This is a genomic window from Halomonas sp. 113 (assembly GCF_904067645.1).
In the GTDB taxonomy this organism is placed as follows: Bacteria; Pseudomonadota; Gammaproteobacteria; order Pseudomonadales; family Halomonadaceae; genus Vreelandella; species Vreelandella titanicae.
The window spans coordinates 1,118,668-1,144,883 of sequence record NZ_LR881453.1; the positions used below are offsets into that span (position 1 = coordinate 1,118,668).

Annotated in this window: 18 protein-coding genes; 12 read left to right on the forward strand and 6 right to left on the reverse strand. The window is 55.9% G+C overall.

What is annotated here, in order from left to right; translation table 11 throughout:
- Nucleotides 1–62 precede the first annotated feature (62 nt).
- From YERSI8AC_RS05320 to YERSI8AC_RS05330, 3 genes are all read left to right on the forward strand, one after another.
- Nucleotides 63–533, forward strand: coding sequence for a tripartite tricarboxylate transporter TctB family protein (locus YERSI8AC_RS05320; RefSeq protein ID WP_159176260.1), 471 nt, complete (start codon nucleotides 63–65; stop codon nucleotides 531–533).
- Complete coding sequence (locus YERSI8AC_RS05325) at nucleotides 533–2,050, forward strand: tripartite tricarboxylate transporter permease (RefSeq protein ID WP_141439760.1); 1,518 nt, start codon at nucleotides 533–535, stop codon at nucleotides 2,048–2,050. The genes YERSI8AC_RS05320 and YERSI8AC_RS05325 overlap by 1 nt, the downstream gene beginning before the upstream one ends.
- A gap of 113 nt (nucleotides 2,051–2,163) precedes the next feature.
- Nucleotides 2,164–3,849, forward strand: a complete 1,686-nt coding sequence (locus YERSI8AC_RS05330) for a thiamine pyrophosphate-binding protein (protein ID WP_159176261.1) — start codon at nucleotides 2,164–2,166, stop codon at nucleotides 3,847–3,849.
- 37 nt (nucleotides 3,850–3,886) lie between these two features.
- Here YERSI8AC_RS05330 and YERSI8AC_RS05335 read toward each other — a convergent pair whose 3' ends face one another.
- On the reverse strand, nucleotides 3,887–4,204 hold the full coding sequence (locus tag YERSI8AC_RS05335; protein WP_141439758.1) for an NIPSNAP family protein: 318 nt from the start codon (nucleotides 4,202–4,204) through the stop codon (nucleotides 3,887–3,889).
- Nucleotides 4,205–4,703: 499 nt separating this feature from the next.
- Here YERSI8AC_RS05335 and YERSI8AC_RS05340 point away from each other — a divergent pair, with 499 nt between their 5' ends.
- A complete protein-coding gene (locus YERSI8AC_RS05340; protein WP_022521772.1) occupies nucleotides 4,704–5,459 on the forward strand; it encodes a FadR/GntR family transcriptional regulator in 756 nt (251 codons plus the stop codon).
- A 28-nt stretch (nucleotides 5,460–5,487) separates the two neighbouring features.
- Complete coding sequence (locus tag YERSI8AC_RS05345; protein WP_159176262.1) at nucleotides 5,488–7,062, forward strand: aldehyde dehydrogenase (NADP(+)); 1,575 nt, start codon at nucleotides 5,488–5,490, stop codon at nucleotides 7,060–7,062.
- A 53-nt stretch (nucleotides 7,063–7,115) separates the two neighbouring features.
- Here YERSI8AC_RS05345 and YERSI8AC_RS05350 read toward each other — a convergent pair whose 3' ends face one another.
- Nucleotides 7,116–8,504: an aminotransferase-like domain-containing protein gene (locus YERSI8AC_RS05350; protein WP_159176263.1), complete on the reverse strand. Its 1,389-nt coding sequence runs from the start codon at nucleotides 8,502–8,504 to the stop codon at nucleotides 7,116–7,118.
- Between the two features lie 137 nt (nucleotides 8,505–8,641).
- Between YERSI8AC_RS05350 and YERSI8AC_RS05355 the strand changes: the two genes are divergently transcribed.
- Entirely contained in the window at nucleotides 8,642–9,811 is a 1,170-nt protein-coding gene (locus YERSI8AC_RS05355; protein ID WP_159176264.1) for an MFS transporter, read from the forward strand.
- A gap of 14 nt (nucleotides 9,812–9,825) precedes the next feature.
- On the opposite strand, the gene YERSI8AC_RS05360 is transcribed toward YERSI8AC_RS05355, so the two are convergent.
- Nucleotides 9,826–10,758, reverse strand: a complete 933-nt coding sequence (locus YERSI8AC_RS05360) for a cation diffusion facilitator family transporter (protein WP_159176265.1) — start codon at nucleotides 10,756–10,758, stop codon at nucleotides 9,826–9,828.
- A 244-nt stretch (nucleotides 10,759–11,002) separates the two neighbouring features.
- Between YERSI8AC_RS05360 and YERSI8AC_RS05365 the strand changes: the two genes are divergently transcribed.
- The 6 genes from YERSI8AC_RS05365 to YERSI8AC_RS05390 all read left to right on the forward strand — a co-directional run bounded on the left by YERSI8AC_RS05365 (nucleotide 11,003) and on the right by YERSI8AC_RS05390 (nucleotide 21,228).
- Entirely contained in the window at nucleotides 11,003–13,129 is a 2,127-nt protein-coding gene (locus YERSI8AC_RS05365; protein WP_201524289.1) for a type VI secretion system Vgr family protein, read from the forward strand.
- A gap of 2 nt (nucleotides 13,130–13,131) precedes the next feature.
- Entirely contained in the window at nucleotides 13,132–14,070 is a 939-nt protein-coding gene (locus tag YERSI8AC_RS05370; protein ID WP_159176266.1) for a DUF4123 domain-containing protein, read from the forward strand.
- Nucleotides 14,067–17,516, forward strand: a complete 3,450-nt coding sequence (locus YERSI8AC_RS05375) for a toxin VasX (RefSeq protein WP_201304192.1) — start codon at nucleotides 14,067–14,069, stop codon at nucleotides 17,514–17,516. The genes YERSI8AC_RS05370 and YERSI8AC_RS05375 overlap by 4 nt, the downstream gene beginning before the upstream one ends.
- 13 nt (nucleotides 17,517–17,529) lie before the next feature.
- Complete coding sequence (locus tag YERSI8AC_RS05380; RefSeq protein ID WP_159176267.1) at nucleotides 17,530–18,861, forward strand: hypothetical protein; 1,332 nt, start codon at nucleotides 17,530–17,532, stop codon at nucleotides 18,859–18,861.
- Nucleotides 18,862–19,203: 342 nt separating this feature from the next.
- The gene (locus YERSI8AC_RS05385) at nucleotides 19,204–20,193 is read left to right on the forward strand and encodes a hypothetical protein (RefSeq protein ID WP_236557251.1); all 990 of its coding nucleotides are present in this window, start codon (nucleotides 19,204–19,206) and stop codon (nucleotides 20,191–20,193) included.
- A 198-nt stretch (nucleotides 20,194–20,391) separates the two neighbouring features.
- Nucleotides 20,392–21,228 carry an alpha/beta fold hydrolase gene (locus YERSI8AC_RS05390; RefSeq protein WP_159176268.1) on the forward strand — a complete coding sequence of 279 codons (837 nt, stop codon included), beginning with the start codon at nucleotides 20,392–20,394 and terminating at the stop codon, nucleotides 21,226–21,228.
- Between the two features lie 79 nt (nucleotides 21,229–21,307).
- On the opposite strand, the gene nirD is transcribed toward YERSI8AC_RS05390, so the two are convergent.
- The 3 genes from nirD to YERSI8AC_RS05405 all read right to left on the reverse strand — a co-directional run bounded on the left by nirD (nucleotide 21,308) and on the right by YERSI8AC_RS05405 (nucleotide 25,668).
- A complete protein-coding gene (nirD, locus tag YERSI8AC_RS05395; RefSeq protein WP_159176269.1) occupies nucleotides 21,308–21,742 on the reverse strand; it encodes a nitrite reductase small subunit NirD in 435 nt (144 codons plus the stop codon).
- 77 nt (nucleotides 21,743–21,819) lie between these two features.
- Nucleotides 21,820–24,327: a nitrite reductase large subunit NirB gene (gene nirB / locus YERSI8AC_RS05400; protein ID WP_159176270.1), complete on the reverse strand. Its 2,508-nt coding sequence runs from the start codon at nucleotides 24,325–24,327 to the stop codon at nucleotides 21,820–21,822.
- Entirely contained in the window at nucleotides 24,328–25,668 is a 1,341-nt protein-coding gene (locus YERSI8AC_RS05405; protein ID WP_159176271.1) for an NAD(P)/FAD-dependent oxidoreductase, read from the reverse strand.
- Nucleotides 25,669–26,216 lie beyond the last annotated feature (548 nt).

Consider the following 26,216-nt stretch of genomic DNA (forward strand, 5'->3'; position numbering starts at 1 on the left):
CTCAAAGAGCGTGGCGCCGGTTACCGGTGCCACAGCTATCTCAAGCAGAGGATTTTGAGTCAATGAACAACGTCGAACGCTTTAGAAGGTCGGCAGTACTTTTTCCTGCCTTCTTGCTGATATTGACCACGATCTACCTGGCGGAAGCCTTGAGCATACGCTCTCAGTTTGGTGGTGACACCATTGTGGGGCCGCGCTTCATGCCTATCCTGATGGCGTTCATCATGTATGCAGCGCTGATAGTCGTAATCGTAGGAGAGTGGCGCAAAGAAGCAGAGGCGGCCACTGGTGGCTCTCTGCTAAGGCCATTGCTGATTGTGGTGGCGACAGGCATCTACATCGCCTTGTTTCGTCCCTTGGGTTACGTGCCCGCTACGCTGGGTTTCGTGGTAGCCCTCTTTCTTATCTTTGACTTCGAAAAACATCGGCCCGCCTTCTTTATATTTTATGTGATCGCCGTTACAGCGCTCTTTTACGGACTATTTGCCGGTATTTTCGGGGTACGGCTGCCTCCCCTGTTAGGAGGATTCTAATGGAGACCTTTGTTAGTTTCCTGGGCGGTTTTGAAGCATTGCTGAGTTGGGAAGTGCTTGGCTTCATGATTGCCGGTTTCTTGATTGGTACCTTTTTCGGTGCCATGCCAGGCCTCACATCAGTGCTAGCCATTGCGCTGTTGTTACCTATTACCTATACGATCGACGTAGTACCTGCGCTGGTCATGTGTGCCTCGATCTTTATGGCGGGGATGTACTCCGGCAGTATCACGGCTACCACCATCAATATTCCCGGTGCGCCGTCCTCAATGATGACCGCTGTGGAAGGCAACGCCTTGATGTTAAAAGGGCAGGGCGCCAATGCGCTGGGTCACGCGGCGCTGGGCTCGATGATCGGTGGGGCAATCGGCGCGTTACTGCTCATGGCGTTCATGCCCATTGCCGGTGAGCTGGCGCTGTTGATCCGCACCCCGGGGAAATTCTCCCTTGTGCTTTTCGCACTGGTGGTGATTATCCTTGTCGATAAGGGCGCTATCGCCAAGGGAATTGTCGCCACCACGCTGGGTATCATGCTGGCCACCGTAGGCATCGATGTACTTCAGCCGATTCCTCGCTTTGAGTTCGGCACCGAACTGCTGGTCGAAGGTATCGGTTTAATGCCGGTGGTGATCGGTGCCTTTGCGGTCAGTGAGCTGCTGGTACAGGCGCAGAACTGGAACCTCTCTCTGGAAGGCTCCCTGAATAGGGCGAAGGGCTTAAAAATACGTCGGCGCGATTTTATCCCCCCCTGGTCTGAAATCCGCGAAGTGGGCTTCTTTACCTATATTAAGAGCGCCTTCATTGGCTATGCGATTGGCATCCTTCCCGGCGCGGGTGGCTCGATGGCCGCTTTTGTGGCTTATGCTGATGCCAAACGCGGTTCGCAGAAGCCTGAGGAGTATGGCAACGGCAGTCGAGAAGGTATTGCCGCGGCTGAATCGGCGAATAATTCCATGTGCGGCGGTGCTTTTGTGCCGATGCTGATGTTCGGGATTCCGGGCGACCCTACCACGGCTATTGTACTAGGCGTTTTGGTTATCAATGGCTTACAGCCAGGGCCACGTCTCATTGAGCAGCAGGCTGATCTAATAGCGCCCATGTTTGCCTCTTTGTTTGTGAGCGCCTTGATCCTCATCCCGCTGACGCTGTTCCTGTTCGGGCCGTACTTTATTCGCATCGTCTCAATCTCCCGTGGTTTGCTCTACAGCGCCATCGCCGTGGTAGCGCTCGTCGGAAGTTATGTGGCGACCTACTCAGTTTTTCAGATGTTTTTAGCCCTAGTGTTTGGTGTGTTGGCTTTCTTCCTGCGCAAACATAACTATTCGGTTGTGGCCATGTTGCTAGGCTTCATCTTGGGGCCGGATCTGGAGCAGTATTTGCGACGCTCCTTATCGTTCAATGACGGTAACCCGATAGTCTTTCTGACGAGTTTAGACAGCCTTGCTTTCCTGGCATTAACCGTCGTTTTCGCCTATCTGATTCTGCGCAAGAAGCCGAAGCTTGATGCCATTCCGTGATCTTAATAAACATTTGTACACAACAAGATTGGTTTCTGTTACTCGCTATGCGCCTCCTGTATTGATCATCACGAACGGCTGGGGGCGCTCTTCTCTGCCATTAGGATGCCAACATGACAATAAAAACTCGCCCACTACCGCGTACCGGGGGAAAAGTACTGGTTGACCAACTCCTGATCCACGGGGCTGATAGTGGCTACTGTGTGCCCGGAGAGAGCTACCTGGAAGTACTCGATGCGCTCTATGATCAGCGTGAGCACTTCACCCTCTACAATGCGCGGCATGAGGCCGGGGCAGCGGACATGGCCGAAGCGTATGGCAAGCTGACGGGACGCCCCGGTATATGCTTGGTGACACGCGGGCCTGGCGCTTGCCATGCCGCTATTGGCGTTCATATTGCCCAGCAGGATTCGACGCCAATGATCCTGCTAATAGGTCAGGTCGACCGTGGCTCGATGGATCGGGAAGCATTCCAGGAAATTGACTATCGGGTGATGTTCGGCGGTGTGGCCAAGTGGGTGGCACAGATAGAGGATGCTCACCGAATTCCCGAATACATGGCGCGCGCCTTCCGGGTAGCGACGTCAGGCCGCCCAGGCCCGGTGGTGCTGGCGCTACCTGAGGATATGCTAACCGATATCGTCGAAGTCGAAGACGCTGTTCCCTACACGCCGTCAAGGCCGGGCGTTGCCGTGGAGGAAATCGAGAAAATCGCTGCCCTGGTCTCCCGTGCCGAACGTCCGTTAATGCTGGTAGGCGGGTCGGGCTGGACGGATGAGTCCTGTGGGCAGATACGCACCTTCGCTGAAACTAACGGTATTCCAGTGGCCTGCTCGTTTCGACGTCAGGATCTTTTGGACAACGCCTCAGACTGCTATGTGGGCGATTTCGGTACCGCTGTGGTGCCTTCATTGATTAAACGTCTTGCCGAGGCTGACCTACTGTTGGTCGTCGGAGCCCGGCTCGGCGAGATGACTACCCGAACGTATACTACGCTGGCTTCTCCTACCCCTAGCCAGACACTGATACACGTACACATCGACCCGGATGAGATAGGCCGTGTGTTTAGCCCGGCGCTGGGCGTTGTTTCGGCCCCTGATAAGCTGGCTGCAGCGTTAGCCACTCACGACTGGGGGCAGCTCAGCCGCTGGAGTGAGTGGTGCAAAACGTTGCGAGATGAGTATCTTGCCGATATTTTGCCTCCGTCACACGATTACCCGCTCGATATGGGCGCGGCAATGCATGCGTTGCGCGATAGCCTGCCGAAGGAGTGTATCGTCACGCTAGACGCTGGAAACCATACCGGGTGGGCGCAGCGTTTTTTGGCCTATCAGAGGCCTGGTCGGATCATCGGCTCAACCTGCGGGGCGATGGGGTATTCAGTACCTGCCGCCGTGGCGGCCTCTTTACGTGAACCCGATAAGTGTGTGCTGGTGTTTGTCGGCGATGGTGGTTTTATGATGAGCGGTATTGAGATTGCCACCGCCGTACAGCATGGTGGCCGGCCCATCGTGCTGCTATTCAACAACGGTACTTACGGCACGATTCGCATGCACCAGGAGCGTGAGCACCCCAGCCGTGTCTCGGGAACCGACCTGGTGAATCCCGATTTCGGCCAATTGGCAGCAGGGCTTGGCGCGCATTTCGAACGTGTTATCGATACGGCTGGTTTCAAGCCCGCTCTGGAGCGGGCCATGGCCTCGGGTCGCCCTGCCGTGATCGAGCTTGTCACTGACCCGGAACGTATTTCAACACGCACTACCGTCACAGCACTGCGTTCAGCTAAAGCTCGTTCATAAAGGAACCACTTCATGAAGAGACCCGCTAATCAAGAAATCAGTCTTTAAAGAAGGGGGCGGGGACAACAATCTTGTTTTCCTGGCTAATTAGATAACCCGCCTCGGCACTTTTCTTGAGATAGGCGGCCCATTCTGGGTCGCTCTGCATGGCGGCGCGCCGCTGGCTACGGTCAGCGACATCTTTGAACACCCAGATGTGCACATAGGAATTCACATTGCCTGTTTCTACCGGCCCGTATAGCAGAGGCTCGCCAAGGTGGCGTTTTTGGATGGCCCAGCCATGCTCTTCGTAGAGCGCCATCTGTTTCTTCAACGTGCCCGGGGTGCAGGTATAGGTACGATGGTCATACAGCATGGTGATACTCCTTGATGATTACTCTATTAAGGGCTGCGGGTTATCCACCCAAGGTGGCGCTATGCAAGTAAAGAACCTTGTGTGATCTCGCCGGTATGAGGGTTGCGTTAAGTCTTATCGCCTTTGGATCCCTCTATGAATCACATGTTGTATTACATCATACAAGACTGCAACAAAAAGCATGCACCGATTGCGCCATAAGCAAGGGGGGATAAGGTATGTGAGACCGTAGTGTTGATGAGCTTGATTTTTATCAAAGTGCTACTTTAACTTAGGTTTAGATTTCGTTAGTTATGCTTGCTTGGCACAATAACCAGACCTACCTTTTTTCTTGTATGATGTGTTATATCTGGTATGAAAAAATATTTGTTATTACTCGTGATGGCATTAAAAATAGAAAACAGGCTGTCTGGGGTCATTCAGAAGCCGTTTATTGGCACTTTCAAGACCTAGGTTGTACGATATAATACAACTTGGATATTAATGAAGGATAGCTTCCATGGTCAAAACCAGCGCAGCGGCATCCGCCCTAAAACCGCTTCAAATAAGTAAAGTGACACAGCAGGGAAGCTTGTCCGTGCACGTGGCCGACCAGTTGGAAGCGTTGATCACCCAGGGGAAAGTAGGCGTGGGAGAAAAATTGCCCACTGAGAACAGTCTTTGTGACTCCTTTGGCGTTAGCCGCACAGTCATACGTGAGGCCATCACACACCTTAAATCCCTGGGGCTTGTTGAGACCCGACGTGGTGTAGGCACTTCGGTGCTGCGCTCTTCTACGGTAGAGGCGCGGCCTGCAGAGCGGATAAACCCGACCACCGTGGAAGATATCTTGCACCTGCTGGAACTGCGGCTAACCTTAGAGCCAGCGGCAGCTGAACTGGCTGCCTTACGCCATGATGATGAAGATCGTCAACGGCTCGAAGCGCAGCACCTTGCTTTTAGCAATGCGTATGCTGCAAAAACCCAAGCTCGAGAAGAGGATTATTTGTTTCACTTTGCGATTGCCACGGCGACCAAAAATCCTTTCTTTCAATCTTTCTACAAGCAGTGGAGTCAGAGCGTGATTCCCCGCGCCAAGCTGCTGAGTATTGATATTAACCCGATCTCCTCAGAGCGCTATTTAGAGCGAGTTCAGGAAGAGCACGCCTACATTCTCGAAGCTATTCTTTCTCGTGATGCTCAAGCAGCCCGCGAAACCATGTACCAGCACCTTAATCGGGCGCGCAATACATACGCCCAGTATCGCGACCAGTGATACCACTGACCCATATAAGGAGCAACATATGACGATTCGAGGCGAAATGCTGATAGGTCAACAATCAGTGACCGGCACCCAAGCCAATATTCAAGCTGTTAACCCAGCCACCGGTGAAAAACTAGAGCCTGTCTATACTGGCGGCAGTCGAGCCCATGTTGAACAAGCCTGCGAGCTGGCTGAAACGGCCTATGCCATCTACCGCGAAACGTCTCTCGAAGAGCGCGCTACGTTTTTAGAAACCATCGCCAGTGAAATAGAAGCGATCGGTAGTGAGCTGATTGAGCGCGCCATGGCTGAAACAGGCCTGCCTCAGGCACGCATCGAGGGTGAGCGAGGCAGAACCTGCGGTCAGCTGCGACTGTTCGCTTCAGTAGTGCGTGCCGGTGAATGGCTTGATGTACGCATCGACCCGGCCATGCCAGATCGCCAACCGCTGCCGCGTGCTGACCTGCGTCAGCGTCATATCGCCCTGGGGCCTGTCGCTGTATTTGGCGCCAGCAATTTTCCGCTAGCATTTTCGGTTGCGGGTGGTGATACCGCTTCGGCCCTAGCGGCTGGCTGCCCGGTGGTGGTGAAAGGTCATTCTGCGCACCCAGGCACCTCTGAGCTGGTGGGCCAGGCGATTCAAAAAGCCGTAAAAGCCTGCAATTTACCGGAAGGCGTTTTCTCGCTGCTGTTTGGTGCCGGTAACGAAATTGGCCAGGCGCTGGTGGATGATCCGCGTATTCAAGCGGTTGGTTTCACCGGCTCGCGCAGTGGCGGTATGGCGCTGATGAAAACGGCGCAAGCAAGGCCTCAGCCGATCCCAGTCTACGCTGAGATGAGCAGTATTAACCCTGTGTTCTTGCTACCAGCGGCACTTAAAGCGCGCGGTAAAGCACTGGGCGAAGCCTTTGTTGGCTCACTCAATATGGGCGCGGGCCAGTTCTGCACCAATCCTGGCCTGGTCATTGCGGAAAAAGGTCCTGAGTTGGATGCCTTCATTGAGGCAGCGCGAGGCGCCGTGGAAGCCAGCGTCGCGCAGACAATGCTGACGCCGGGTATCCACCGCGCCTATCAAGAGGGCGTGACCAGCCTGAGCGGCGCAGCCAAAGTGCGCGAAATCGCCCGTGGTCAAACCGGCAGCGACTACCAGTGCCAGACAGGCCTGTTTGCTGCCTCAGCGAGCGATTTCCTCGCATCTGAAGCGCTGCAGGCGGAAGTGTTCGGTGCCAGCTCGTTGATTGTTGAGTGCGAAGACGCGTCGGAAGTAAAACGTGTTGCTGAACAGCTGGAAGGCCAGCTCACCGCCACACTGCATATGGACGACGCCGATTTGGATGCCGCTAAAGCGCTGCTGCCTACGCTTGAGCGCAAGGCTGGGCGTATTCTCGCCAATGGTTGGCCCACGGGTGTCGAGGTGTGCCATGCCATGGTGCACGGTGGCCCGTTCCCGGCCACCTCTGATTCGCGCTCGACCTCCGTCGGTTCGGCGGCCATTCACCGCTTCTTACGTCCGGTTTGTTACCAGTCCCTGCCAGAAGGCTTACTGCCCGATGCGCTGAAAGAGGGCAACCCGCTGAAGGTGTCGCGGTTAGTTGACGGCAAACGCGAGCTGTAATTAACGGGGGGTTACCAGCCCCCTTCAGCGATATCAGAAGGGCCGCTTTAATCCTAACTTGCCGCCTCAATAAACCCTTTGGCTCTGGGATCTTGTATATAGGCTACATTAAGCCGGAGCCAGGGCGTTGGCTGGTGATCGGCGAAAAACAGATGCCCCGGCGATAGCGTGATTTCCCACCGGTTAGCCAGTTCACTCAGGGTTTCAGGGGCGATGGCTACCGGTGGTTTTGCCCACACAAACATCCCACCAGCCGGTTGGGTATACACCTCCCAGCCGGCATTTTTCAGCATCGTTAGTGCCATTGCCATTTGATTGGCGAGCTTGATGCGCAGCCGTTCGGTAAGCTTCCGGTAGCTGCCGTTTTGCAGCAGGGTCGTGACCACTTGCTCGGCAAACCGCGAAGCGGAGATGCTGGTCAACATCTTGATATCCACAAGGCGCTGCACCCAAGCCACGGGGGTGGCGACAAAGCCTACTCGCAGTGAAGAGGAGAGGCTTTTCGAAAAGCTGCCCAGGTAGAACACCCGGCTCAAACCGTCTAGCGCTGCCAAGCGGGTGGTGGGGGTGTGCTGAAAATCCGCGTAGATATCGTCTTCAATAATCTGAAAATCGTGTTGCTCGGCGAGCTGTAACACTCGGTGCGCCACCGCCGGGGTGAGCGTACTGCCCGTGGGGTTGTGAAAAACGCTGTTAATGTAGAACAGCTTTGGGCGGTGCTTGGCCAACAATACCTCCAAGCGCTCGATATCAGGCCCATCGGCTAATCGCGGCACGCCAATTACGCGGATTCGCTGTAAGTGCAGCAGGCCGAACAGATTGTAATAGCCCGGTGATTCCACGAAGACCACATCGCCAGGCTCAAGCAGCATCCGCACCAGTAGATCCAGCGAATGGCTACCGCCACCGGTCATCACGATCTGCTGGGCGTCCGCAGTAATCGCCATTGGGCGCAGGCGTTCCTGGATTAAGCCGCGTAAATCCTGCGGCCCTTGAGGGGTACTGTACTCGAAAATCCCCGAACGGCTTTTACGTGCCACTTGGCGAATGGCGTGAGTGAGGTCATCGCCTTCGCGCCAATCACTGGGCAGCCAGCCGCAGCCCAGCTTGAGCGCGTGCTCGTTTGCACTGAAAAGCCCCCATAGCCCGTTGGTGACCTCTTCCAATCCGCTCGTAGCTGCGGGTTGTGATACCAGTGCTGCCGCGCTATCCGCCACATAAAAACCTGAACCGGGTCGTGAGCGCACTAAGCCAGAAGCGACAAGCCGTTCGTAGGCTTCAATCACCGCATTACGGCTGATGTGGTGGGTGGCGGCTAAGCGACGAATAGAGGGTAAACGACGGCCACCACCTGCACCGTGCGCTGCAATCCAAGCGCGAATACCCACTTCGAGCTGCTGGGCGATGGGCGTCGTGGCGTGCCGATTAACCTCTAGTTTCATAACGTGCCCTATGGCTTTCAACTGTTCACTAAAAAGGCGGAACAGTGTCTGGAAAGTGAAGGTTAAGTGTACCTTACCGCTGTGCAGTAAGCGTGGGAGGGTAGCGGTTCAATGACTTACTTATTTAGGACTTAGCCATGAGCCGCACTGTTAATCGCGCTATCAACAGAAGGAGCGCAGCCTGCCTGTCATTTGCGCTATGTACGATTACCACGGCGGTTAATTTGCAGGCCCCGCTTTACGATGCGCTGGCGGCGCGGGATGGTTTGGGCGTTGGTGCCACTAGCATCGCTTTTGCCTGCTATGTGGTGGGTATTGTGCCGGTACTGCTGGGTTTAAATGGCTTGGCTGACCGGGTAGGGCGCAAGCCACTAATCATTGCCGCGCTGCTGTTATGTCTCCTGGCGACCGGGATTACCCTAATAGCGCCCGGTTTGTTGGCGCTAGGAGTTGCACGCTTTCTGCTGGGTATTAGTACGGGGTTAACGTCAGCGGTGGCGCCCGCTTATATGCAGATGCTGTTGGGTGGGCAGGATAACCGTGTGGCGACTACCTATGTGACGGCCAGTACCGCGCTCGGGTTTGGGTTAGGAGCAGCGGTGACTAGCCTGTTTGTTTTCCACACCCCAAATGTATCGCCACCCAGCCTGTGGATTTATTTGGCGACCGCTTCGTTGGCGCTGGTGGTGGTCACCACGCTTAAGGATCGTGCACCGAGCACCACTAAAAGTCCTATGCTGCGTTTGCCCAGCTATCCCCAAGGGGCTATCTCCTATGGGGTGGCGATTTTGTTGGCCTGGGCGTTGGTGGGGCTAGTGATTGCGATTCTGCCTTCGGCATTAAGCCAACACGGTTTATCCGCCTGGAGTGGCTTCGCCACCTTCGGTATCTGCAGCTGCGGGGTGCTGTTTCAGCCCTGGGCGAGAAGACTTGCGCCGCGCAGCGCTACCCAACTGGGGCTGGTGATTTTGCCGATTGCCTACGGGTTGATCGCCTTGGGAGCGGTTCAAGGTTATCTTGCGGCGGTACTGCTGGGCACGGTAGCAGCCAGTAGCGCCTGCTATGGGTTTATCTACCTGGGGGGATTAAGCGGCGTGTTGGAGATTGCGAATACCTCGGCTAGCCAACAAGCCACCCAAGCCAGCGCAGGCTATTTCCTGATGGCCTATCTGGGCTTTAGCATCCCGGTGATCACTACCGGTGTACTCATTGATGCCGTAGGGCATACGTTGGCATTAACGCTATTTGGCCTTGCGCTACTGTTTGGCGTGATCGCCACGCTAGTTCTATTGCGCAAGGCTCGGTAATCTGGACAGCCGATCTATGTGTGCTTCTCTACCAATAGACCACAAGAGGGCGCTGCCCAGCGGGTGTTGGCAGTAAACACCACATCACACACCACGGGAGAGTAGTAGCGGCGCACCTCGTCATCGACGCGTGCCCTGAGTAAATCCTGGGTGGAGACCGAAACATCGGATGCGTCGGGTAGTACCACATGCACTATCACATATAGCAGGCGCCCAGGGCGAACCATGCGCACCCGCACCTCTTGGGTGTCGGTATCCGCCAGGGCACTCGCCACGGCTTGGCGAACGGGCACCGCGATAGCCTCTTCCGGGGTTCTGTTGAGCAGCTCCTTCAAGGCTTGGGAGGCCATCCGCACCGGCACGCCTAAACACAGCAACACCACCGCAATGACCAACACCGAATCCACGTAGGGCAGAATTGTCTGCCAGCCTAGGCGCTCAAACAGCATCACCAGGCAGAAAGCGGCTAGCACGGCGGCAGAGATAACGCTGTTGACTAGCCAGTTGAGTTTGTCTGCCGCCACCAGTGGGCTGCTTACGTGGCGCTGGCTGCGGTGCATCACCCAAGCGGTAAGTGAACAAGCCGCGGTGGCGAATAGCGCGTACAGCACCGCCAAGCCTGCCGCGATCTCACGGCCGCCGGTGAGTAGGGCGGCAATGGCATCGACCAAGGCAAAAATAGACACGCCTAAAATAAGCAGCCCTTTGCACAGATTTACTAGCGACTCAAAGTAGCTATAGCCGAACGGATAGGATTCGCTATCGGGGCGGCTGGCTAACTTGCTCACCTTGATCGTCACCAGGGCAACACTGAAATAGATCAGATTAAACAGCCCATCCAGTAGGATCGCCTGGGAGTTGGAGGCTAACGTAGCAATAATGCCTGCACAGCCAATTAACAGCGCCATAAAAGCGGAGAACGCTAGAGTGCTTGATTCTGTCTTCACGAAGGTTTCTTCCAGTGTACATAGTCAAAATAGCCAATAAGCATAGCAACTTTGTTGGTCACAACGTCAGTGGCTTATTGAATGCTGGCTGCCTGTTTGATGAGTCTTCGGCCCTATTTTGTAAGAGATCTCTTACAAGCGTGTAAGACATTGACGCTTCGTGCCCTCAAGGGGTTGCCCTCTGCCCCTGGCTCGCTATCCTGACTGCCTCTCATTAGCAGTTGATGATCCAAGGAGCGGAGCGATGGCGGACAAAACGGGCCTGCAATTTACCCTGACCCTACCCGGGGCCGATGACACCGCCGTGGTGCGCTTTACCCATCGCGAGGCGCTGTCTGAGCCGTTTGCGCTCTCGGTTGAGTTTGCCAGCCGCACCCACGACCTGTCGCCCAGCGACTGCTTGGATCAAAACGCCACCCTGACCATTTGGCAGGACGGCGAGCCGCTACGTCGTGTCCATGGGATAATCGCTGAGCTACACCGCGGCGACCGGGGACACCGGCGCAGCTTTTATCGGGTGGAGATTCGTCCCGCGCTATGGCGGTTATCGCTGCGCCATAACTCGCGTATCTTTCAGGACGCCTCGCCGTTTGACGCCATCACGACGCTCGCCAGCGAACGCAGCCTCACCGATATCGGCTTTGCCACCACCCGCACGCCCCTTGATCGGGAGTTTCTGGTTCAGTACCGCGAGACCGATCTGGCCTTTATCGAGCGTTTAGCCGCCGAAGAGGGCTGCTTCTATTTCCATGAGTTCGAGAACGCCGAGGGCGGTAAACACCAGTTGGTGTTTGCAGACGCCACGGTGGTGCTGCCCAGCGTGGGCGAGCGTACCTACCACGGCCGCGCTGGGGGCACACCGCCTCGACGCCATGTGCGTAAATTGCGTCAGGCCAACCGCGTGCGCCCCGCCTCGGCGATGCTCAAGGACTACACCTTTAAAAACCCGCCCTATGCGCAGATCCATGAGCACCTCGCTCCCAACTTGGGCGAACACGCCCAGCGGGAGGATTACGAACACTTTGACTACCCCGGCCGCTACAAGAAGGACGCCTCCGGCAAGCCGTTTACCCGCCACCGGTTAGAGTCCTTGCGCGCCGACGCCACCACCGCCGAGGCCGAGAGTGACCTGCCGGAACTCGCTCCCGGCATCTGCTTTACCCTCACCGACCACGATATCGATAGCCTTAACCAAGCGTGGCAGGTGGTCTCGGTGGTACACCACGGCGAACAGCCCCAGGCCCTGGAAGAGGACGGTATGGCGCGGGGAAACAATGGCAGCAGTGCTACCTCGGCGCAAGCAGGCGAGCTGATGACCCGCTACCACAACGACGTGGTGATCATGCCCCGGGATCAGACTTTCCGCCCAGTGCCCAACCCCAAGCCGCGGGTCGATGGCCCCCAGGTGGCCTTTGTGGTCGGCCCCGAAGGCGAAGAGATCTACTGCGACGAACACGGCCGGGTCAAGGTGCAGTTCCCCTGGGATCGTTATGCTGATCCTGATGAGACCGCCAGTTGTTGGATACGGGTGGCCCAGGGCTGGGCTGGGGGTGGCTACGGCAGCATGGCGATCCCGCGGATCGGCCATGAGGTCATTGTCTCGTTTTTAGAGGGCGACCCCGATCAACCGCTGGTCACCGGTCGCACCTACCACGCGGTGAACACCCCGCCCTACCCGCTGCCGGACAACAAGACCCGCACGGTGATCCGCACCCAGAGCCATAAATCGGAAGGCTTTAACGAACTGCGCTTCGAGGACGCCACTGGCGAAGAGCAGATATGGTTTCACGCCCAAAAAGATCTAGAGCTGCTGACGCTTAATGACCGCACCGAAGAGATCAAACGCGATAGCCATCTCAAAGTGCACAACGACCGTATCAGTGAGATCGACAACGACGAGCACCACACGGTACAGCGCCACCGTTTTGAGCACACCGAAGGCGCCCAACATTTAAATGTTGAAGGCACTATGCATATGCGTGCCGGGCAGGCCTGGCTAAGCGAAAGTGGCCGGGAACTGCATATCAAGTCGGGCCAAAAAGCGGTACTCGAAGCCGGTAGCGAAATCACCCTCAAGGTGGGTGGCAGCTTTATCAAACTGGACGCCAGCGGCATCACCATCGTCGGCCCCCAGGTCAAGATCAACGCCGGCGGCAGCCCCGGTAACGGCACCGGGCAGGCGGCTGAGCCGCCCAAACTGCCACCGGTGCTAGAAGGTAAAGATCATGACCGGGCAGAGGCGATAGGGCATTCGCCGTTGCTAAGTAGTGATATTGAGCCATCGCGTCAGTTATCGGCGCTAAAGCAAGGAAGTGCTCTGACTAATATATGCGAGCCACCCGATGATGACGCTTCATTAGGGAGGGCATGAGGATGAGTAATTTCACCAGCGAAGGCTTGCGACAATATTCGCCGGGCTCGCCGCCTAAAAGCAGCGATGTAGTGAATCAACCTGGCTACTACGTATTGTTGGATGCGTTAACGAGGCCAAACCTAGAGCGCTGGCTATACGAAACATTGGAAGCGCCTGATTATGAATTACTGTATTTGAAAACGCCCCTGAAAGAGTGCTGTGAAGTTTCACCTTGCCTTGTAGCGATTAAAGGAGAGCCTGCGCTGTGGGAGGCATTCTTAAAACAGGGGGCTAATCAGGAGTGGGGATGGCTGCTTTACAGCCGCACCTCCCGCCAAGAGCTTTTAGCCCGCCTACGCTGGCTGCTGATGGTGCATCACCCTGTCCATGGGGAGCAGGTGCTGCGTCTTGCTTCTCCTGCCGTTATGCATAGCCTGCTCAATATCAAGGGGGGAGGGAGCTACACAAGTTTGTTTGGTAGCGTTATTGAACGTGCTTGGTTACCGGTTAAAGACAGCACCTCCATGACATGGTGGCAGGTTAACCAAAGCGACTCATTGCAAGAGACTGGCGTACCTACTTCAGCGTCTCCCCTAACATTGCAAGAGGCGCACCTTTCCGCCTTGGCACACGTTAACTGGCAGCGTTTTCAAGTCTCGCTAGCTAAACATTTACATCATTACTTCCCATCAGGCCCGTTAATCAGTCACCACGGCTCTACGATGAAAGCGGCTGAGCAGGTCATCGCAACGACAGCTCGCCTGGGATTTGTGGGGCAACGAGCGCACTTTTACATGGCAAATATATTAGGCGCCCACGGTAACGCCGCATTGGATGTTGATCAGTACCCTGCATTAGCTAAATTGCTTCTCCATCCCAACCATCAAGCACCAATGGAACGGCTAAAAGCGGCAGTCAGTCTTGCCCAGCAAGCGTTAGAACAGGATGACATGGTATGAGCATGGATATAGCGGCCGCGAATCGCGTTGCCGATAATCAACCCGATAACGACCCCAGCGATGAAAGCGGCCAATGTACGCTAACACAAAAAGATATGCAGTTAGTGCCGGTACGTTATGCCATGGTCGAAGAGCCTGAGGCCGAACGTGCCGAAGCGGTGAATGGCTTTGCCCCAGTGCACGGCGGTCGTTTTCGTCGTTCAGGCATTCGGCCGATACGCTCGGGGTGGCTATATATTGTGCATAGCTTAACGCCCGATGAACTCCTGATATTCAAAGTAGAGCCCGATGGCAGTGGCGATGAGATTATTCTTGAACGCAAAGGGAGCATCGAAGTACTGCACAGCATGGTGGAGCTAACTGAGCGCCATCAGTCCATGCTACTGATCCCCACCTTCCGTCGCCAGGTAATGACCCGAGTAGGCATAGGCGGATTCTGCCATGGCACCGCCCATTTACTTGACCCCAATGACTTGCCTGACGCACTGGCAGACGACCACGGTGAATATCGTGCAACCCCAGAAGCGCCTGACCAAGAGGCAGGCGCTGATGCTGAAATCGACCCGGGCAGTTATGCCTGGTGTGACTTCGAAGCGACGCCTACCGGTTGGCAAGCGGCCAGTGCTGGCGAGATTGTGGGCAGCATTAAAGGCAGCTACCAAAATGATAGTGCCATTCTCGTGGTAGAAGATATTCCCGCACGAGTGACAGACTGGGCACAGCTGTGGAAAAAATTGTCTGAACAGCAAGGTAATTGGCAGGATAAGTATCAGACCGAGAACTTCGCAGCACGCACGATTGATGGTCTGATGACCCTTAACTTTACGCCGCATGTCGCTAATGCGGGCCAGGGCAATATTCCTGAATGGCTGGGCAATGCTGACAGCGATGATCAGGCCGATCTACGCGAACTGGCAGATTTATATGAGCAGCGCCGAGAAAGGGAAGAGAGTGTCACTGCAAGTTCGGGGGGCCATCCTGGTTTTATCGGTGGTGCACTAAAATCTATTGATGAAGATATCGATGTACTGAGCGAACATCTTGCCGATCGGCTTGGTACTGACTCCGAAGCAGTAAAAGAGTTTGTCGAGGAAACCGAGCAGGCTCACTTTAATGAAGTGATTGGCGGCAACTACGCGCTGGCACCCAACGGCATTGTAGATGTCATTCGTCAGCAGGATATGGAAAATTTCCTAGCCTACGCCAACGGCATTGAAGAGGAGTGGCAATCGGCTTACCTAGCCATAGGACAGGATATGGCGCGGCTAGCACCTGTATGGCACGACTATGCACTGGTGCTGGATCGGGAAGAAGCGCTACACATAAAACTGACGAGTAAAATCGAGAAGTACGTTTTCGAAACGCTGGCATTGTGTGGGCAAAGCGATTTTCTTGCTCAGTATTATATGGGCGATACCCCCAACACGGCCCACTTGCTTCACTTTATTCCTACTGAAAGCTTTATTGACACTTTCCTATCCGAGTTGGATGGCCCGCAAAAAGCCTTAACACAGGTGGCGGCATTGATGACCGCCTCAGGCGCACTAAGTAATTACCAAACGTGGCAGAGTACTATTGATGAGCAAATAGGCCTGCGCTTTCGCAGCATTGAGGGCCTCGCCGATGATGTGGTGGCGGATATCGCCGGGGAGGTCAGTTACAAAGAGAAAATGTTGGGTGAAGCGGTCATCAAAACACTGCTAGACGACGCGCCGCAGTTGGATTTGCCCCAGCGCTTTGCCAACCTGGCGAGTATGTTGCCGGAAGGGCAGCGGCTAATGTTTCTTGAGCGTCTGGGGCTGCCTGAGATGGGCTGGGATATTCCCGACCAAACCGTGCTAGGGAAATTGCGGGAAGCCACCACCAAGGCACAACGCGCCTCATCGCTGCTCCAGCGGTTGGAACAGGATATGGAGCGCTATTACCAAGAGCGGGATGCGGAAATACAGCGTGCTTCTCGTCGGGGCACAAGCCAGGCACATCGCCGCGCCGCCGACCAGTTCAATGCAAGAAAAATCCGAGCTAAAGAGTTAGAGATCAGACAACAGCAGCAGTTGCTCGGCGAGGCATTGGAAGAGCTGTCAGATCACAGCTTCCCCGCTAATGAAAACGGCAGCCACGTCCTGAAAATAGGTGGCTTAAGCCAAGCCGCTACCCGCGCAGCGCTGGCTGAGCGCAACGCCATCAAAGCGCTGGCCAATCAGCCCCGTGAGACGATGCGCAGCAGCTTGGATACCCTGATTCGAAACGAGCAGAATGAAGTGTCGGTATCCCGCGCGGTGGGGGTGTTGGTGAACGGTAGTTTGTCGGCGATGGGGGCCATCACAGCCTGCGTAGCCATGAAAGATATGCTGGACAGTATAGGAACAGAGAGGTTTTCTGAAAGTCTAGGTAACGCAGGTTCTCAGACAGCGGCAACAGCAGCATCACTTATGGCGATAAGAGAAATGATCGTCGATGCCCGCCATCGCAGGCTTTATGAGGGCCGCGCCTTTCAACAAATAGCAAATTCACCTTTAAAAGCGGCAGCGGGTAGCCCTGCTCAGTTAGAAAGCTGGGCGCGGGCAGCCAATAGAGCCATGGGGTTTGTTGCTGGTTTAGGCGGGATGGCGGGTTTCTTTGAAGTTATTAGGCAAACTCGGAAGATGGGGCGGGCCGAGACACAGGCGGAGCGTTTAGCCACACAGGTGACACTGGTAGGGGCCACTGGAACAATGCTCGGTGGCTTTGGCTTAGCTGGCATGGGACTTGTGGGGAAAATATTGGGCGCACCCGCAGCGCAGTGGCGGCTTGTGATGCTGCAGTTCGCTGGGCCGGTGGGCTGGTTCGTCGCCGTCAGTACGCTGTTATTGGTCATGGGCGACTTGCTGGCCAGTCGCTTTTCACTCAGCCCGGTGCAGCGCTGGTGTCAGCAAAGCTACTGGGGGCTGCGCAGCAAACAGTGGAATCTTGAAAAGCATGAGCAGGAACTGGGCAAACTAAGTGGCAGCGAGGTTAGCGTGGAGCGCCAAGGCGTGGCAGAACCCCATGCAGGCCCTGGGCCTGGCCCTGCCGCTAGCGATCTAGCCTTCCGGCTGACCATGCCCGGTGGTCAGCCACCCGATGAAGAGACGCTCTCTTTCGGTGTATGGGGTGTTCCTATGCGTGGGGGCCATCAAGAGCTGACCCGTGATGTGTTGTCGTATGCCCATAATAGAATAGAAAGCTCTCGAGTAGATGTCATCTATCACTTTGCGCCAGAGGCGCTAAGTCAGTTCTACTTTGTACGGCTGGTGGTGCGCTCGCGCCTCAATGGTGAATCCAAAACGCAAGTCTATGAACTACACCGTCGTGGCCGTTCACTGCCAAGTGAGTGGCGTGAAGTGAGTGCTCTGACGGATAGCTTTTTCAGCAGCGTCAAAATAGGCACGTGGCCCAGTATGCCACTCACGCCCTGGGCACCCTAAACAAGGACGAATAATGTTTAATACCAACCCCAAAGACGCTTTACCCCCCATGCGCGCGGGCGAACGGGAAAGCCGTGCCGGGGGCGAGCAATACTGTTTAAGCCCCTTACCGCTGCCTGCGGATAGCGAGCACGCGGTAGATGTGGCCCATATTGATGTACACCACGATGACGTCACTATGGATATTCGCCAGGGTGCTAGCCCCGACAGCATGATGACGGCAGGCCATATGCTGAGTGGGTTAGCGTTGTTTGTGAACGGTTTTTTTTTAGTAGTATTTTGCATGGTTATGATAAAAAACACTATGTATGACACAGTGTTAGCTTTCTGGGGGGGGGCTCTCTATTTCGGTTTTCTATTTGTGTTTATCTTGAGTATTGTTTGGATTAATACGCTGCTTAAGCGTATTCCTCCGATTCGTTTAAACCGTCAGCGCCGCGAAGTTGCCTTTGTGGTGGATCCCCCAGGTCGCTTCTGGCTTCCTGCGCCTCAAAATCTGTGGTTAACGTCTGCGGTGGGCGTAGCTGCAGCGGCACCAGGAGGAATGGGGGTCATTGAGATTGGCGAATGGCTGCGCGGTGCCCGGGAGAGTTTCCCTGTGGGTTTAACGCTACTACATATCGGCGCCATGGCCTTTTTCTACGTTTACCCGCCGATTTATGACGCCCTCTGTCGGCTATTCAAACGCGAGCGGCGCACGGTGTTAGTGCCCTGGGAAGATGTCGTAGCAGTCTGCGGGTTTAACCCCAACCTGGGGCCTGGGGCGGTCACAGGCTTTGGCTGGAACTTTGCGCTGCTGCCGCCCGACCCGGAGCGCCCTGGGTACACATTGCCGGGTGCAGGCATTATGGTCGGCGTTGGTGGTCTGCCCGGTGCGTTGGCCCAGTGGGAGTATATTCGCCGCTTTATGGAAGAGGGCGCCGAGGCCATTACCCCTTCCGCCAAAGAGTGGGGCGTAGAGTGGTATAACGCCTACGTGGCCCGTGAAAAAGCCGAGTGCGAGCGCATCAACGACCCCGCCCGGTGGCGGCGCTTTCGGCGCAAACGTCTTTGGGAACATGCTCGCTTTGCCCACTGGTACACCGAATACCGCATGAAGCATATCCTACCCAAAGCCGTACCCAGCGACTGGCTAGCCGAGTGGTCAAAACCCTTACCCGAATCCCAATGGGCCAAGCCTTCGGCGGCTGTTAATGAGCTTAGCAAACACCTGCGCGCGGCTTACCATCGCGGCGAGAAATTTATTGAAATGGGTGATATCGAAAAACGCTTTAGGGTAGCCGTGCTTGCCGCTAGTCAACAGGCTTATCCCTCGTTTCCGTTTCGGCGCGGTAGTTCACGATAAATGTTTAACACCAACCCCAAAGACGCTCTCCCCCCCCATGCGCGCGGGCGAACGGGAAAGCCGTGCCGGGGGGGAGCAATATTGTTTGAGTCCGCTACCCCTACCCACAGATAGCGAGTACGCGGTAGATGTGTCCCATATCGATGTGCACCACGATAGCGCCACAATGGATATTCGCCAGGGCGCGAGCCCCGACACCATGATGACGGCAGGGCATGTGCTAAGCGTTGGGACTGTATTTATGAACGGCTTTTTTTTAGTGGTGTTTTGTATGGCAATCATAAAAAACACGGCGTACAGCCAGGTATTAGCATTCTGGGGGGGGGACTGTACTTTGTTTTTTTGTATATCTTTATTCTAGGCATTATCTGGATCAATACGCTGCTTAAGCGCATACCTCCTATTCGCTTAAATCGCCAGCGCCGTGAAGTTGCTTTTGTAGTAGAACCCCCAGGTCGCTTCTGGCTTCCCGCGCCTCAAAACCTGTGGTTAATGTCTACAGCGGGCTTAGCCGCAGCGGCTGCTGGTTTTATGGGTGTGATCGAAGTGGGTGAATGGCTGCGCGGTGCCCGGGAGAGTTTCCCTGTGGGTTTGACGTTACTGCATATCGGCGCCCTGGCCTTTTTCTTTGTTTATCCGCCTGTTTATGACGCTCTCTGTCGGCTTTTCAAACGTGAACGGCGCACAGTGTTGGTACCCTGGGAAGATGTCGCCGCGATGTGTGCCTTTAACCCGGGCCTCGGGCCAGGGGCGATCACAGGCTTTGTTTGGAGCTTTGCGCTGGTGCCACCCGACCCGCAGCGGCCAGGCTACACACTGCCAGGGGCGGGTATCATAGTCAGCGTGGGTGGCCTGCCAGGGGCGCTGGCCCAATGGGAGTATATTCGCCGCTTTATGGAAGAGGGGGCCGAGGCGATTACTCCTTCCGCCAAAGAGTGGGGCGTCGAGTGGTATAACGCCTATGTGGCCCGCGAAAAAGCCGAATGCGAGCGCACCAACGACCCGGCCCGGTGGCGTCGCTTTCGGCGCAAGCGCCTGTGGGAACATGCCCGCTTCGCTCACTGGTACACCGAATACCGCATGAAGCATATTCTGCCCAAAGCCGTACCCAGCGATTGGCTCGCCGAGTGGTCAAAACCCTTACCCGAATCCCAATGGGTCAAGCCTTCGGCGGCTGTTAATGAACTTAGCAAACACCTGCGCGCGGCTTACCAGCGCGGCGAGAAATTTATTGAAATGGGTGATATCGAAAAACGCTTTAGGGTAGCCGTGCCTGCCGCTAGTCAACAGGCTTATCCCTCGTTTCCGTTTCGGCGCGGTAGTTCACGATAAATGTTTAACACCAATCCCAAAGCAGCTCTGCCCCCATGCGCACAGGAACGTGAAAGCCGGGGGCGAACAGTAATGCTCCCGCTCCTAACGAACGTATAAAGAGCTACTAACAGCCCACTTTGGTAAGTCCGAAAGGGTTGTACTAGCCTTATGTGGCACATAAATGCTTCACGTTAAGCCAAACAGGAGGGTGAGACGATGCCAATGCTGAGCGTAGGAACGGAACAGGGCACGCCAGTTGAGCTTTATTACGAAGTGCGCGGGGCGGGCAAGCCCGTGGTGCTGATCCACGGTTGGCCGCTGAGTGGCCGTTCGTGGGAACAGCAGGTGCCAGCGTTAGTCGAGGCGGGATATAAGGTGATTACCTATGACCGCCGAGGCTTTGGCGGGTCAACCCAGGCTGATGGTGGCTACGATTACGACAACCTAGCGTCTGACCTCAAGAAACTGATTGAGGCGCTGGATTTGCACGATGCCACCCTGGTGGGCTTTTCCATGGGCGGCGGTGAAGTGGCCCGCTATCTTTCCAGCTACGGCACCAGTCGTGTTCATAAAGCCGTTTTTGCCGCGGCGGTGCCACCTTACCTGTACAAAGCCGATGATAACCCTGAAGGTGGTCTTGATGATGCCACCATCAATCAGTTCCTTGATGGCGTAAAAGATGACCGCCTTGCCTTCCTGGAAGAGTTTACCAAGAGCTTCTTTACGGCGGGTGAACGCAGCGACTTGGTTAGCGAGCCCAACCGCCAGTATCACCGTGATATTGCCGCCTTCGCCTCTCCTCAGGCCACTTATGACTGCATCAAAGCCTTTAGCTATACCGATTTCCGCAAAGACCTGCCGAGTATCGATATCCCCACGCTAATCATCCATGGCGATTCTGATGGCATTGTGCCCTTTGAAGTTAGTGGCAAGCGGGCCCAGGAGCTACTGCCCAATGCGCAAACGCAAGTGATCAAGGGCGGGCCCCATGGTCTCAATGCTACCCATCCCGATGAGTTTAATCAGGCGCTGATTAGCTTTTTAGATGAATAACGTTTGAGAGTGACTGCCTGCTAACAACCACGCCGCCTTAATGGCGGCGTTGTCGATTTAACCAGGCTAATGAATGTGATCACCCCTCAACCCACACTTCATCACCTTTAAATTCAACCTTCCAGGTACGTAGCTTAACGTCCTCATCCTCTAAACACTGGCCGTCTTCAAGGCGGAAGTGCTGCTTGTAGATAGGCGAGGCGACGACCGCCGCACCTTTAAGGTCGCCAACGATGCCTCGGGCGATCACGTTGGCGTTTGAGAAGGGGTCATGATGATCGAGAGCATAGAGTTCATCGCCCTTTCCTCGCAGCCCTGGCAAGTAGAAAATAGCTACCTGGGCGGGGCCTTCGGCGGTTTCCAGCCAGGCGGCGACGCCGGAGAACGCGACTAGATCAGCTTTGGTGCAGACTTTTTGCCACGCCGTGTTGTATTCAGAAGCGTGGTTTTCAAAAGCCTCGCTGTTTCGCACATCCGCCATATCCATCTCTTTTTTCAGTGCCGTTGCGGTCATGGGTTGCCTCGTTTTTATTCAGTGTCAGTGTCAGTGTCAGTGTCAGTGTCGTTGTCAGTGTCAGGGCCCAGCGTCGCTTAAGCGGGGCGCAGCTGGCCGCGCTCGGAGGTCATAATGATTGACGGATCCGGGCGGTCGTCGTTGACGAAGCTGCGGAAGCGCTTGAGTTTCTCTGGGTCGCTGATGGCGTCGGCCCATTCGCACTGGTAGGTATCCACCACGGTTTGCATCTGGCGCTCCAGCTCGTCGTTGATGCCTAAGCTGTCTTCCAGAATCACCTCTTTGAGGTACTCCAGGCCGCCGTCGAGGTTTTCGCGCCACACCGAAGTGCGTTGCAAACGGTCGGCAGTGCGCACGTAAAACATCAAGAAGCGGTCAATGGTGCGGTAGAGCTGCTCGTCGTCCAGGTCGGTGGCAAACAGTTCAGCGTGGCGGGGGCGCATGCCGCCGTTACCGCAAACGTAGAGGTTCCAGCCGTTTTCGGTAGCGATAATGCCGATGTCTTTGCTCTGGGCTTCGGCGCACTCGCGGGTGCAGCCGGAAACGCCGAACTTGATCTTGTGGGGTGAGCGCAGGCCCTTGTAGCGGTTCTCTAACTGAATCGCCATGCCGACGCTGTCCTGCACACCGTAGCGGCACCAGGTGCTGCCTACGCAGGATTTCACCGTGCGCAGCGATTTGCCGTAGGCGTGGCCGGTCTCGAAGCCTGCGGCAATCAGCTCACTCCAGATATCCGGCAGGTCTTCCAGGCGGGCGCCGAACAGGTCGATACGCTGGCCGCCGGTGACCTTGGAGTAGAGGCTGTATTTTTTGGCCACTTCGCCCAGCACGATGAGTTTGTCCGGGGTAATCTCGCCACCGGCAACACGCGGCACTACTGAGTAGGTGCCGTTTTTCTGCATGTTGGCCATAAAGGTGTCGTTGGTATCCTGCAGGGGAATATGCGCCGCGTCGGTGATCGGCTCATTGAAGCAGGAGGCCAGGATGGATGCCACGGCGGGTTTGCAGATATCGCAGCCCAGGCGATGGGTGTCGGCGTTGCCGTGTTTTTCAATCAAGTCAGTGAAGGTTTTAATACCTTCAACGCGCACAATATCGTATAGCTCCTGGCGGGTATGGGCGAAGTGTTCGCAAATCGATTTATCGACTTCGACACCGCGGGCTTCAAGTTCGTGGTCAACCACGCTTTTGAGCAGCGCGGTGCAGCCGCCGCAGCCGGTGCTGGCTTTGGTGGCCGCTTTGACACCGCCTAGATCTACCGCGCCAGCGTCAATAGTGGCGCAAATATCGCCCTTGGTGACGTTATGACAAGAACAGATGGAGGCGGTTTCCGGCAGCGCCCCAGGGCCGAGAGTGGGCGCGGCGCCGCTGCTTTGGGGCAGAATCAATGAGGCGGGCTCGTCGGGCAACTCAATGCCGTTGGAGTAGTACTGTAGCAGCGTGTCGTAAACGCCGTTGTTGCCTACCAGCATCGCGCCTAGCAGCTTTTTACCGTCACTGGAGACTACCAGCTTGCGGTACTCCTGCTTGATGGGGTCTAGGTAGCGGAACATGCGTGCGCTGGGGTTTTGGTTGCCGTGGGCATCACCAATCGAGCCCACATCCACGCCCAGCAGCTTGAGCTTGGTGCTCATATCTGCGCCGCCAAACTGGGTATCGCCACCGGTTAGCGTCGAAAACGCCGCCTTGGCCATTTGATAACCGGGGGCGACCAGGCCAAAAATGCTCTGGTTCCAAAGCGCCACTTCGCCAATCGCCAGAATGGCCGGGTCGCTGGTGAGGCACTGGTTATCCACCACCACGCCGCCGCGTTCACCAATCTCCAGGCCGCAGTCACGGGCCAACTGGTCGCGGGGGCGGATGCCTGCCGAGAACACAATCAGGTCGGTTTCCAGCACCTTATCGTCTTGGAATACCATACGGTGGCGGCTTGCCTCGCCATCTTCAATACGCTGTGTGGCCCGTTCAAGAAGCACCTGTACGCCCAGCGCTTCGATTTTTTCCCGCAGTAGCTCGCCGCCTTCATTATCCACCTGCATGGGCATTAGGCGTGAGGCGAACTCCACTACAGCGGTATCCAGGTTCAACCCGCGCAGGGCATTTGCCGCTTCAAGGCCCAGCAAACCGCCGCCCACGACCACGCCGGTGGTGGCGTTTTCGGCGGCGGCCTGAATGGCGTCTAGGTCGTCCAAGGTGCGGTACACCAAACAACCATCGCGGTCATTACCGGGAATCGGCGGCACAAAGGGGAAGGAGCCGGTGGCTAGCACCACGCGGTCGTAAGGGTAACGGCCTTGTTCGGTGACCACCTCTTGTGAGTTGCGGTCGATCTCAATGACGGCTTCGCTTGTGCGCAGCTCCACGCCGCTGGTGGCGTAGTAATCCGCTTCGCAAAGCGCTAGCGAATCGGCATTGCGGCCGCTGAAGTATTCAGATAGATGCACTCGGTCATAGGCGCGGTGGCGCTCTTCGCCAAACACGGTGACCTGATAGCGCTCAAGGGCGCCGTTATCGACTAACTGCTCGACCAAGTGGTGGCCGACCATGCCGTTACCAATAATAATAAGCTGCTGTTGGGTAGACATTTAAGCCGCCTCCGACGTTGTAGAAGAAGATTGTTTTGAAGAAGAGTACTTTGAAGAGAGTTCAGAAGAATCAGGGCTGTGTTTAGATGCTTCGCGTAGCACCTCGACATCAGCACCACCAAACAACAAGGCTTGGCGGTAAGCGTTGAGATCGGTACCCGCGAGCGCCTGCTCGAAGTACCAGGGGCCTTGGCTGGTGTCGCCGTAAAGCACCGCGCCTTCAATCTGGCCGTCGCGTAGCAGCAGGCGGCGGTAGTCGCCGCGTTCAAGATCGTGGTAATTCAGTACGTCATGCTCGGCGCTAGCCGCGGTGGGGCCAAAGGCGTAGAGCGCTACGCCACTGATTTTGAGTTTGGTAGCGCTGGGAGCATCCGCGTAGCCTTGGGTATGCGTGCCGCACAGCGTCGCGGCGAGCACTTCTACCTGACGCCAGATCGGCTCCACCAGGCCGTAGGTGGTGCCATCGAACTGGCAGCACTCGCCCAGCGCTGAGATCGCCGGGTCGCTGGTGGTGAGCCATTCATCCACGACAATAGCTCGATCCGTGCGCAGACCTGCCTGGCGGCCAAGTTCTGCATTAGGGGTAATGCCCGCGGCAACGATCACACTGGAGGCGTTCAACTGGCGGCCATCGGCAAGATGCACCTTAGCTACCCGGCCCAGGGCGTCACTCTCTAGCCTCGCTAACTGCGCGCCGGTGATGATCTGTAGACCGCGTTGAGTGAGGGTGTCTTTAAGCAGGTGGGCGGCGGTGGTATCCAACTGACGGTTCATCAGGCGCTCGCTGCGCTGGAGCACGCTTACGTTGATGCCGCTGCCGCGTTTACGTAACCCCTCAGCCGCTTCAAGACCCAGCAGGCCGCCGCCAATCACGACAGCGTCACCGCCACGCTTGGCAATGGCTTCTAGTGATTCGGCATCTTGCAGGTCGCGAAAGCCATGTACGCCCTCAAACTCAATGCCGGGAACGTTGGGCAGCGCTGGACGCGAGCCGGTGGCGATGACCAAATGATCGTAATCAAGTGATCGGCCGCTATCGGTGGTCAATGTTTGGCGTGAGCGATCAAGCGTCTCGACCTTTTCACCCAGTATCAGCGTAACGCCCTGTTCGGCGTACCACTGGGTATCGCGCAGGGTAAGCGCCTCCTGCTGCATCTCACCGGCCAGCAGTGGCGAAAGCAGAATACGGTTGTAGGCAGGGGTTGGCTCTGCGCCAATCACCGTGATGCGCTGGGGGCGTGTGGGCTGTTTTACCAACGCCTCGATTAGGCGGTGGCTTGCCATACCATTGCCAATGACCACCAGATGGTCGTTGGATGAGCACCGGGAATTAGTTTCCATGGGGGGCTCCTCTGTGTCTTTGCGGCTGCTTGAGCACCAAACAAAAAAACGCCCCTGTCGCGCACCTCTTTGCAAATAATCGCAAAAGCGTGCGTAACAGGGGCGTCGTTGCCCGATAGCGTCGTTTTAAATACGCGACAACCGCCATTGGCTGCCAACTGATTAAAAACCTTACCCTGTAACAAGCAAGGAGCTAGCCAACTGGCCGTATAGCATATTTTTTTAAATAACTTCAGTTGCTTATGTTTAGGTGGTGGGTAAGCGGTGGCCAGGCTCTTCGGATAGACTGCACGGTGATGGTGCGAAAAGAGAGGTGGCCTGCACTCTCAAGCATCATTTAGCGTGTGCAGAGTGCGAAAAAGAGCGTTGCGTGATGATTTTTTATTTTTTAACTATCTGTTTTTAAATGATTAAGTTTTATATTGCCGATTGTCGGCTTGGCTCTTGCAGTCCCCTAGGCAATAAGTAAGTTAACAAGGGATAAGCGCTCATTGTTTGGCGATGGCAGCGAACAATTCCAAAGCCGTTAGAAAAATAAGTAGCCGTTA